9 protein-coding genes and 1 pseudogene are annotated in these 11,402 nt (G+C 44.4%); 2 read left to right on the top strand and 8 right to left on the bottom strand.

The genetic code is table 11. The annotated features are described in order from the left end of the window. Positions 1–534: transposase (locus D9603_RS20970; protein WP_241651740.1), on the top strand; the 534-nt coding region annotated here is incomplete at its 5' end. A gap of 178 nt (positions 535–712) precedes the next feature. Here the strand turns inward: D9603_RS20970 and D9603_RS20965 are convergent. The 6 genes and pseudogenes from D9603_RS20965 to radA all read right to left on the bottom strand — a co-directional run bounded on the left by D9603_RS20965 (position 713) and on the right by radA (position 7,447). Further along, positions 713–1,882, bottom strand: a complete 1,170-nt coding sequence (locus D9603_RS20965; RefSeq protein ID WP_128732782.1) for an FAD-dependent oxidoreductase — start codon at positions 1,880–1,882, stop codon at positions 713–715. A gap of 10 nt (positions 1,883–1,892) precedes the next feature. Beyond that, positions 1,893–3,065, bottom strand: a complete 1,173-nt coding sequence (ubiH, locus tag D9603_RS20960) for a 2-octaprenyl-6-methoxyphenyl hydroxylase (protein ID WP_128732781.1) — start codon at positions 3,063–3,065, stop codon at positions 1,893–1,895. A 12-nt stretch (positions 3,066–3,077) separates the two neighbouring features. Continuing rightward, positions 3,078–4,389 (bottom strand): annotated as a pseudogene (gene pepP / locus D9603_RS20955) (Xaa-Pro aminopeptidase). A 2-nt stretch (positions 4,390–4,391) separates the two neighbouring features. Beyond that, positions 4,392–4,955 (bottom strand): UPF0149 family protein, encoded by a 564-nt coding sequence (locus D9603_RS20950; protein ID WP_125250424.1) that lies wholly within the window; start codon positions 4,953–4,955, stop codon positions 4,392–4,394. A 183-nt stretch (positions 4,956–5,138) separates the two neighbouring features. Then, positions 5,139–6,062, bottom strand: a complete 924-nt coding sequence (locus D9603_RS20945; protein WP_128732780.1) for a hypothetical protein — start codon at positions 6,060–6,062, stop codon at positions 5,139–5,141. Positions 6,063–6,076: 14 nt separating this feature from the next. Next, positions 6,077–7,447 (bottom strand): DNA repair protein RadA, encoded by a 1,371-nt coding sequence (gene radA / locus D9603_RS20940; protein ID WP_125250426.1) that lies wholly within the window; start codon positions 7,445–7,447, stop codon positions 6,077–6,079. 128 nt (positions 7,448–7,575) lie between these two features. Between radA and D9603_RS20935 the strand changes: the two genes are divergently transcribed. Then, the gene (locus D9603_RS20935; RefSeq protein ID WP_128732779.1) at positions 7,576–10,077 is read left to right on the top strand and encodes a PilZ domain-containing protein; all 2,502 of its coding nucleotides are present in this window, start codon (positions 7,576–7,578) and stop codon (positions 10,075–10,077) included. A 63-nt stretch (positions 10,078–10,140) separates the two neighbouring features. Here the strand turns inward: D9603_RS20935 and ampE are convergent, their stop codons facing one another. Both ampE and ampD read right to left on the bottom strand, forming a co-directional pair. Further along, positions 10,141–10,992, bottom strand: coding sequence for a beta-lactamase regulator AmpE (ampE, locus tag D9603_RS20930; RefSeq protein ID WP_128732778.1), 852 nt, complete (start codon positions 10,990–10,992; stop codon positions 10,141–10,143). Positions 10,993–10,998: 6 nt separating this feature from the next. Beyond that, the coding region (gene ampD / locus D9603_RS20925) for a 1,6-anhydro-N-acetylmuramyl-L-alanine amidase AmpD (protein WP_128732777.1) at positions 10,999–11,402 on the bottom strand (404 nt) is incomplete at its 5' end.

The following is an 11,402-nucleotide window of genomic DNA, read 5'->3' as shown; positions in this document are numbered from 1 at the left end:
CGCTTTACGCGGCGATCTTGTCCTATACTTACGTTAGCACTTATTAACGAACTCAAGGAGAGAGTCATGCCACATAGCTGCCGTTTAAGAAAAGGTCGGGTTTCATCGGCAGGTCAATATTATGCAATCACCATTTGCTGTAAAAACAAAACTGCTATTTTTAATAACCTCGCAGTCAATCAACTTGTTATTCGCGAAATTTACCACCTTGAGCAGGATAACATTATCAAATTAATTGCCTATACGCTGATGCCCGATCATTTACATCTTCTGTTTCAACTAAAGGATGTGTGTTCCTTATCTGATACCATAAAGTCGTTAAAAGGAAAAATAGCAACTAAGTTAAGAACAATGAATGTTAGGCAGCTATGGCAAAAAGGTTTTTATGACACCTGTATTTTGCATAACACCATGTTAAAAAACCAAGCAAGATACATAGTTGCAAACCCGCTTCGAGCTGGGTTGGCAAAACAGATTGGCGATTACCCTTACTGGAATTGTATTTATTTAAGTAATGGAATTGGGGATTTATAAAGTTGGTGATGCCTGTTTTAGGAAAAGAGCGCGATGTAAAATCGCTCCTACCAACAATATAAAACCTTTGTGGGAGCCGCTTTATGCGGCGAGATTGTTTAAATGATCGCGATGTAAAATCGCTCCTACCTACAATCTGAAATCTCTGTAGGAGCCGCTTTACGCGGCGATCCTTCTTTTATTTACCGCCGACAGCTTCTTTAGCGAACAGGTGCTTAATAGGGCCGAGATTGTCGACCAAGCTTAGACCCACTCCGCGCACTAACTTTTTCAGCGGGTGATTGCCTTCAAACAGCTCTTTAAGTCCTTGCATCATGACAATGTGCTTTTGGGCATCGGCTTTTCTGCTGCGCTCATATTGACGCAGTATCCGTGTGCAGGCAAATTGCTCTTGTGATGCTGATAACAAAGTGATCAGATACGCAGCGTCTTTTAGCCCTAGGTTCATACCAAGACCTGCAAGTGGATGAATGGTATGTGCCGCATCCCCCATCAAAACGATACGCCCTTGCACCCACTGTTTTGCATAGCGCATGGTCAGAGGAAAAACATGTCTTTCGCCAACCAATTCGCACACGCCACACTGCATATCAATTGCTGCACTTAAAGCTTTATTGAACGCCTCGCCCGACATAGCTTGTAGCTGCTTTGCTTTATCTGGTGCGGTAGACCACACAATTGAATGAGTGTATGGGTCATCAAGCGGCAAAAAAGCCAGCGGCCCATCGGGGAGGAACACTTGTCTTGCCGTTGCATCATGAGGCGCTGCGGTTTTTATCGTTGCAACCAGCGCATGGTGATCATAATCCCAATAAGTGATTGGCATATTAAACTGCTGACGAATAGCAGAACGAGCACCGTCAGCTGCTACCACTAACTTTGCCATCACCGGCTCACCAGTGGCTAAGGTTAACAGCACATCAGAATCTGTTTGATGCAGGCTTTGATATTTGGTGTTCCACATCAGCTTAGCCGACTGCTCTGCTTCGAGCGCCGTTAACAGCGCATAGCGAATGGCGTCATTTTCAATAATATGACCAAGCTCAGGTAAATCTAGCGATTCACTGTCAAAGGCGATTTTACCAAAGCTATCTTTATCACGTACATCCATACGAGTATATGCCGCGGCGCGCTGCGCTTTAATATCGGGCCATACCCCTAAGCGCTCAAATAACGCTTGGCTTGCAGCGCTTATCGCGCTTACGCGCGCGCTGTATTCTTGTGCCAATGGGGCTGGCTTTTCCCCACTGTCTAACACTAATACCGAGATATTTTGCTGCGCAAGCCCCAGCGCCAACGTTAATCCAATACATCCACCACCAACAATACATACTTGCACTTGTTGCATGCCAACTCCTTTATCCTTTATACCCCATCAATTGTTTAGCCAGTGGCGCTCTTGCTGTTTTGGACAGTGCCATGGTGAGTAGACCTAAACTGCGGCCTAAGGCTAACGTTCTTGATGAGTTTGAAAATAGTCGAACGAGCGCATCGGTTAATGTCATCACCGTGTTAATGTCTTGCGCTCGCGCCAGTTGATAAGCACGCGTAAATTGAAAGCTCCCCCACTCGTCGGGCGCAACGGCCTGACATTGTGAGGTAAGTACTTGAATATCTCTTAGGCCTAAATTAAAGCCTTGTCCTGCAATTGGGTGAATAGCATGCGCGGCGTTGCCAATCACCACAACGCGATGGTGCGTGAGCTGCTCTACCCGACCAAGTACCAGCGGATAACTGGCTCGCATGCCCACTTGTACAAAGCGCCCAGCGCGATAACCAAAGGCTTGTTGTAATGCTTGCAAAAATTCAGCTGGCGCCATCGCTTCAAACTCATTGAGTTTGTCATTAGGCATACACCACACCAGTGAATAACGGTTATCACTCATTGGCAGTAGCGCCATTGGGCCATGTTCAGTAAAGCGCTCGAACGCCTGACCACCATGAGCTGAGTCAATCTGCACATTGGCGATCAACGCCCCTTGCTCGTAGCCTATGCTATCAAAGCCGATATTGAGTTTAGTTCGCGTAGGAGAGTTTGCGCCGTCGGCAACGACCAATAAACGACCACATACTTGCTCGCCATTATCAAGCGTTAGAAAAACTTGCTCAGGACATTGTGTTATTTCAGTCACCTGATTTGGGCAAAATAGCGTGACGTTAAGGCCTGCGAGTTGCTCATGTAAAAAGCTGCCATAAGGATTGACTTCAACCACATAGCCTAAGGCTTGCTCACCATAATCTTCAGGCCGGATCCACGCTTTACCAAAGTGGCCTCTATCAGAAACATTGACCTGTGTGATTGGCTCAACGTATTGCCACTGGGGATTAAATAGATTTAGCTTGCCCAAAAATGCAACCGACTGTGCAGCAAGTGCAATACTGCGGTCATCAAAACTCGGGTGCTGTTTACCTTTCGGTGCGAAGGCTTCAATAACCGCAATGTTCGCCTGCGGAGAGGCTTTTTTCATGGCAATAGCGGCGCTGGCTCCTGCCATACCACCGCCAACCACGACGACATCAAACTGTTGCACGCAATGTGTCCACTAGTTATTCATTAATGCTTCTATTTCTGTGATGGTTTTTGGCACCAACGCGGTTAAATTTTCATAACCGGTGTCTGTAACCAACAAATCATCTTCGATACGAATGCCAATACCTTTGTATTCATCAGGGACTTGCGCATCTTCGTCAAAATACAGACCAGGCTCAATGGTGAGCACCATACCAGGTTCAAATGGACGATCCGCTTCGTCTAACTTATATTCACCAACATCGTGAACATCAAGACCGAGCCAATGACCCAAACCGTGCATATAAAATGCTTTACATGCCTGAGCATCTAACAGCTCGTTTACGTCACCCGCAAGAATACCCAAATCTACAAGCCCCTCAGTCAATACTTTCATCGCGACTTGATTTGCTTTAACTAACGTGCCACCGGGTTTAACCTCGTTAAAGGCGGCATATTGTGCTGCCAATACTAGGTCATATACTTTGCGCTGAGCATCAGTAAACTGGCCATTTACTGGGAACGTACGAGTTATATCTGCCGCATAGCCTTCCAGTTCACAACCCGAATCAATCAGTATCAAGTCACCGTCTTGTAGCGCGTCACAGTTGTCGGTGTAGTGTAAAATCGTTGCATTGATACCGCTACCCACGATGGTGCCATAGGCTGGGTGACGCGCACCGTTCATTGCATAGTGATGGTGAATTTCAGCTTCAAGCTGGTATTCCGTCGCTCTCGGCTTTGCAAACTGCATCGCGCGTATGTGCGCTTCTGCGCTAATTCTGCCCGCTTCGCGCATCACGGCGATTTCCGCATCTGACTTAAACAAGCGCATTTCATGCACAAGTGGGCGAATATCTTTGATTATCTCAGGTGCGCGATAGCCCTTTTTTGGCGCGCCACGTAATGTACTCAGTAACTGCCAAACCTTATCATCAAATGCGCTGTACGTGCCTTGGCCGTAGAACAATACCTTGCGGCCATTCACGAGATTGAGTAGCTCATCGTCTAAGTCACTAAGTGCAAAGGTATGGTCAAGTTCAAGTTGCGACTTAGCTTGCTCATAGCCCATACGGCGACCATGCCAAATCTCAGCAACCTTATCTTTATTACGACAGAACAACGTAGACTGACCGTTGCCCTCGCGGTCTTTTGTTAATACTAAAACCGCATCAGGCTCTTTGAAGCCAGTGAGATAAAAAAAAGTCACTGTCTTGACGAAACGGAAACTCAGTATCGCGGCTACGGGTTAATTCAACAGCCGCAGGAATAATTGCGACGGCATTATTATCAAGTGCTGCAATAAGGCGCGCACGGCGTGCTACAAACTCGCTGTTTTTAATCATAATTAATGTATCGTTTTTGATGTGCCAACAGACTGCGATTCTTTACCCATTTCGGCAAAGCACAACAGTGTAGAAACTCGAACATACTCAATCACTTCAAGTAATGCTTCTTGATCTTCGTTAGAGTCTTCAAAGCCGGTATCCAGCTTTGTGATCTCGCTAAAGTCGTTGATCACCTCTTTCACGTCTGAAGATAACTTGCCATAGTCTTTTTGCTTTAGACCAAAGCCTAGTAAAAAGCCCGATACCCAAGCTATCAAGGCATTCGCTTGGTCATGCAATGATTCGTCTTCCGGCGGTAAATATAATTCAAACTGGAACTCACCGTCGTTGAAGTGTTCAGCGACTTGCTTGTAAAGGTCGATGCAAAATTCCCGTATTGGCGCTGAGAATTTTTGACCATCATTAAATACATCGCTTAGTAACCCTAAATACTCAGAGTCTTCGATATTCAGGCCACAGGCCAATAGCCCAGATATGGTGCCGTGAACTTCGGCAGGGGCAATAAATAATTCGTGTTTTTCTAATAGCAATTGAGCTTGCTGGTAGTCTTTGAATTCGCTCATGATACTTTCCCAAGCAATTGATACTCCAATGCTACCACCGCAGCCAGCGCAACTCCAACGAATTGTATGATCAACCTCAAAGCTGAACTAAAATTCACCACTTTTTACAACCTCAGTGTACAGGGAAAGTTTTGCACTTCACTTTACATTGAGGTTGTGAGTGCGTGGCTGTTCATCTCAGTATTACTTGCCGTTGGCTTCTACCTTGATTAATTCAGCGAGTAACTCTGGGTCTTGTGACATAGCAACGGGTAACTGCTGACTCAACGCCATGAAATTTTGATTGTGTGTTGATGTGATAGAGAGCGAAAGGGCGTTCATTCCCAAAGCAAAGTCATTGATAGCCTGCTGTACCTCATGTGGCAAAAACATCATCTGTAGTTGCTGCGCAACAGCAGCTCGAAAGTCAGCTAAGGTCATCCCCTGCTGAGCCACCTCCGACTCAATAAATTCTGAGAGCGTACCCTGATTATTGATGGTAAGCGCAAGAGACTTAAATTGCAGTGACTGCATCGCGGCCATTAATTGCGACTGTAATTGCAATTCCTGCTCAAGGCTTAATGTTTGACTATCCAGCTTCGATGCCGCCAACGAGACTTCCATCAATTTTTTACTGTTGCCTAAAGAGATAGTGAAGTCTCCTTGTGCTACTTCATCAGCTAAAACCATCAGCGCAAACTCACTGTCGCCAGATGCTTCATCAAAGGAGAAGCTGGTTTTCACATGATATGTTGCCGCGAGCAGCTCAGGTGAAGTACCTTGTGAAAATACATCAGCTTTACTGTTGAGTTTTATCCCTACAAATTCGAGCTCAGTGAGTGGGCTTATCTTGTCTTGCTCGTAACCGGCAATACTTAGCTTATCAATAGTCAACTCTGGAGCACTTTGCGCTAATGATGAAATCTGTAATTGTGTGATCTCTACATCCCGTGTCAACAAATCAACGGAGCTGCTGGCAAAATCAACATCAAGACCCGTGTCAGCTTCAAAACCAGCTATCTTTTGAGTGATCGCTTGTTCTATCTGGTCATTGACATAATAGTTTACACCAACATATCCAGCGCCAGCTAAGGCTGCGGCCACCAATACTACTGTGGTTTTATTCATTTTTTACTCCGTTTTTAAAAAAGCGCCTCAAGTGCTTCACTTAGGCTCGAGACAGCAACGATTTCCATCCCTTCAATTTTTTCTTTTGGTTGATTTGCTTTTGGCACAATGGCTCGTGTAAAGCCATGTTTTGAAGCTTCACGCAAACGCTCTTGTCCGCTAGGTACAGGGCGGATCTCTCCACCAAGCCCCACCTCACCAAATACCACAAGCTGCCTATCTAGTGATTGATTTTTAAAGCTCGACACAAGCGCTGCAATCAAGGCCAGATCAGCGCTGGTTTCGGTGACTTTGACCCCACCCACCACATTGACAAAAACATCTTGATCCGACACTTGTAATCCACCATGACGATGCAACACCGCAAGTAACATGGCTAAACGGTTTTGCTCCAAACCAACAGTGACGCGACGAGGGTTCGCCAGTTGCGAATAGTCAACCAAAGCCTGGACTTCTACCAATAGCGGTCTTGTACCTTCCCAAATCACCATCACCAAAGAACCGGGAGTTTGTGCCTCACCGCGATTAAGGAAAATAGCAGACGGGTTACTTACTTCTTTCAAGCCTTGACTGGTCATCGCGAAGACACCTAGCTCATTGACCGCGCCAAAGCGATTTTTATTGCCTCGCAACGTTCTAAAGCGGCTGTCAGCGCTGCCCTCTAATAAGATTGAGCAGTCAATACAGTGCTCTAGTACTTTCGGCCCTGCTAATGTTCCGTCTTTAGTCACATGACCAACCATGATAATGGCAACCTGATTTTGCTTTGCAAAGCGTGTTAAATATGCGGCGCTCTCTCGAACTTGAGAAACAGAACCCGGCGCTGATTGAATATCATTCATGTGCATAACTTGAATGGAGTCTATTACCATGATGCTGGGCTTTTCTCTGAGCGCAAGCTGGCAGATGGTTTCTACGTTGGTTTCTGCTAACGTTTTTAGTTTATTAGTAGGCAAGCCCAATCGCGTTGCTCGCATGGCAACTTGTTGTAGGGACTCCTCTCCCGTCACATATAACGTATTCATGCTCTCGGCTAAGCGACACATCGTTTGCAGCAACACAGTACTTTTACCAGCACCTGGACTACCGCCGATTAATATTGCGCTTCCTGGAACAACTCCGCCGCCCAAAACACGGTCAAACTCGGTAAAACCAGTTGAAAACCTGGGTAACTGCTCCAGGTTTACTTCATCTAAGGTTTGTACTTTCGCTTCAACAAAGCCTGCATAACCTGAGGTCACGCCACCTTGTGGCGCAGCTTTAGCCGATGGAACCCGAAATTCCGTTACCGTATTCCACGCCTTACACTCAGAACATTGCCCTTGCCAACGCGCAAACTCTGCTCCACAATCACTACATACAAATGCTGTTTTCTTTTTTGCCATAAATTACAGGTATATATCTTGCTTAAACATAATAATCGATAAAGAATAAACTAATAATACGCCAAAGTTGACATAATATTGGCGTTGACCCTAAGGTCACATTAAAACGAGCGCGTGTAAAACTATTTATGCCTGAAGATAGATTACAAAAATATCAGAGCTTAATTGATGATTTAAAGCTGGATCTTGGTGACCCTGCTTTTGATCGCATTTTTAAGCAACGCACTGCGGAGCTATCCAAGCCAGACCAATTTCTACTGAAAATGGAAATGTCTAGGTTGTCTCAGCCCGTGGCTAGATTTATTGACCTCAGAGGACAAGTTGCAGGTCAAGTTAAGCCTTATGAATACGAGGGCAAACAGCATTTTATGGATGATGTTGCTATCGATGTTTTTGAGCAGGAAGTGGCTAGACATGGCGGCTATACCCTAGCTGTTTATGAAGCCGTGATGAGCACCGAAAACAACTACAAGGTGATGCAGAAGCAAGCAAAAGAGCGTGAAGAAGAAGTAGAAAAAGACGCTGAAAACCATAACTATACAAAGCTTATTCGGTTTGCTTCTTATGAAAGCCGCTCTGAAGAGCGAATGAATTACTCCATTAAAATTACGGTTGAGTTAGCACAAAATCAACCTAAGATTTCAGCCACAACTTCAGATATTTCATTAAGTGGTGCAAAAATAAAATTACCGACCAATCAGCAAGTTGACCCTGGTCAAATTATCTCAATACGTTTGGTTGGTCTTGAACAAGATTTTGAACTTGGTTTAAAAGAAGGGATCCAGTATGAAGTGGTCGCTGTTGAGCCTGGCACCATAGAATATAACCAAGTGCGTTTAAAAAGAACGTTTATCGAAAAAAACCAAGGATTCGATGACTTTTTAAACAGCTTTATTCATGGTAACAAACGTCGCTACAAAATTAATTTAGATAACACCTTAGATGCCGTAGTCTGTAAAGGTTATGAGCAGTATTATTTGCCAAGAGTGTGCTCTTTGTTTGTTTTTCTAAGTGAAAAGCAACAAAAACTGTTTCCAAGTATGGTACTCACTAATGAGAATAATGCGGGTCTTAATTATTACTTTGAAGATGAAAAGAAACAATCAGCACTATACAGCGTATTCAACCAAAAGCGAGTGCAACGCCTACTTGAATTAACTGGTGCGGTAAAAGAGGCGGTATGCCATGTATTCACTCACTCAAGCCAAGGTAAAATGTATTTTTATTCTGCATTTGATTTTGAGTTAGCCGAACTGCCGCAGCTTAACGATCTGTTTTTTGCTTTTGGTAGCCAAAAAGACAGTTTTAAAAGCTTTAAAGTGCAATTAATGCCAAGTCATCATGAAGATGCCTTTATTCCTTTATCCTTGCCTGCGAGCGCGGGGAAAAACGTTGAAAAGCTTAACAAACGCCCATCACCACGAGTGCAAGGGTTTATCCAAAATGTAAAATACTTAATGCAATTGACCGACGTCACAACCCCGTCAATCAGCGAACGTTTTTTACACCTCAATTATGAAAAATCGCTAGTCAATCAGCTCAAAAAGTTTGGCCACGGCAAGTCATCAACGCCACCTTCGCTCGAAGTCGTTGCATTGGAGTATGTTAATCTCAGGGCGCATCGCCGCTATCTCTATAAAACGGCAGCGATTGTCACGGTTGATGGTCATGGCGTATTCAATTGTGTTACCCGTGACTTTTCGGTTATGGGATTGCAAGTGGAGTGTGAAGAAGCGATCCCCGTTAAAAAGGGAGACTCTATTCACCTTGACTTAGTGGATCTACAGAAGCTAACTAAGCAGCACAATTTAACCAAGTTGCGCTATGAAGTTATGATGGTCAATAAAACCAGTACTATTATCAACTTAAAGGTGCAAAAAATTGGTCAGCTTGACCATAATGCAATGAGCTTCTTTAAAGTATTAATAGACAACAACAAAGACAAATTAGTTGCCTGTGACGAGGCGCCAAAAGTCCCGGGGTTATCCACAGCACTACGTAATATAGTGACAAAATCAGTATGTCAGTTTCCACTGTATTTGCACAAAGAAGCATCGCACAATACCGTTGGTGCTATCGGCCAAGGCCTGTACCCGACATCCTTGCACCACCTGCTCCACTCTTTTAGCGATAACAGTGACAACACCATAGATGCAAAAGCGATTTTTCCTGAGCGCTTTGTCGAAGAAAAGCTAAGTGACGTGTTAAAAGGGCAAACTAGGCAGGATAAGCCGCTGAAATTTTTGGTTTTTATCAAGTTTGACTCGGAGCAAAAAACACAGCATGAAGCGATAAGCTCACAAGTCATTGCACAAGAGGAATCACTTGATAGCTTATATCTATTCGCTAAAAAAGCATTACGCAACGACCTATTATTCGTATATCAGCTCTACGTATCAAAAACTGGTCGCCCAGATATGGATTACTTGGCCAATGAATTGCGCTACGTCAGCCATTACGCGATTCATAAAGCCAAGGACTTAGAAGAAGCGCTGTGGTCAATTACAGGTGTCTGTGATTTGGTTGATGTAAGTGAATATGTGATCAATAACATGGGGTTTGATGCACCACTTATTCACGCTATGGAAGAAAAGAAAAAACACTGGCTAGAAGCCAACTTTAAGCATTAGCCGTATGACGTTGTGGCAACGAGCGCATACGGCCGCTTGTGTTCGTGTAATATAACACTGAGGTTATTCTATCCAGCCAAACAAAGTTAGCATAGCGATAATAACGAGATAAAATAAAATGTTGCGTTTAACCAAACGCATCATACAACTGGCCTCAAAGGTACACCCTAAAAATTGCTGTTCAATCTGTTCAGCTGCTAACGCTGTGGTTGTGATTATCTTTCGATTTGTGGTTTTGAAATCTAATACATGCTTTAGCCAAGTTGAGGTGCCCTTGGTGAAATTACCGATGATCAAAAAACCAAAACTGGCGATCCGTGCAGGTATCCAGTTAAGCCAATAAAACAGCCTACATAGTTGCTCAGATACATGCTGCATAGGCGGAGCCTCTTGCTCGTGTTGCCAGTGTACAACCTGCCTAACTGCCGCATACAACACCGCCCCCGGAGCACCAAGTGCCACGAACCAAAATATCACGCCACAATAGTGTTGAAAGTTAATCCAAGAAAGGGTCTGTCCAAAAGTCTCGCCGCCAGGCTCATCTTCCAGTTTATCTTGCCCCATCTGCCACGCATACAGTGACGCCGCCTCGTTATCACCTCGAGTTAAGGCATTTAAGTATCCTTTGTACAGCTTGCGATATTTGGCACAACCAAAACAAATCAGCAAAATACAAATATTGACTGCAAACTGCCAAACCGCAAAGTCGCTAAAGTTATAAATTAGCGCAACCGCTAAAGCAGGCAGCACAAGCCAAATCATAATACCCAAATGTGTTCCTAATATACCGCCTGAACGTGTCCATGATTTGGTTTTGCTGTGATAGTTTTGCAGATAAAAGTCAGCTTGCCAGTGCTGCGCACGGGCGCCGAGTCGTTCAATTATAAGCGCAATAATGATAGAAATTAGAATCATGCTTACTTAACTCTCTTGGTTATTTAACAAGGAAAAATAGTGTTGCCAATCAAAAGCAGCGCCGGGATCTGTTTTACGCCCGGGTGCAATATCGTTATGTCCCACAATACGATCATTTGTGATCTTTGGATAGTAATGCTGAAGCCAACGCGTTGTTTTTACTAAACTCATGTATTGCGCTTGAGTGTAGGCGATGGTGTCTGTCCCCTCTAATTCAATCCCGATAGCAAAATCATTGCATCCTGCTTTTCCCTGCCACTGGGACACACCAGCGTGCCATGCTCGCTCACTAAATGAGACATATTGGGTGATGCTGCCATCGCGTTTGATCACACAGTGCGCCGACACTTCAAGCCCTTTGAGATCAGCAAATGTTGGATGAGCATGACAATCAAGTTTGCCCATAAAAA

Source organism: Pseudoalteromonas sp. PS5 (genome assembly GCF_004103255.1).
Taxonomy (GTDB): domain Bacteria; phylum Pseudomonadota; class Gammaproteobacteria; order Enterobacterales; family Alteromonadaceae; genus Pseudoalteromonas; species Pseudoalteromonas peptidolytica.
Note: the sequence above shows the minus strand (reverse complement) of the source record. Positions and strands in the feature narration are given on the sequence as shown.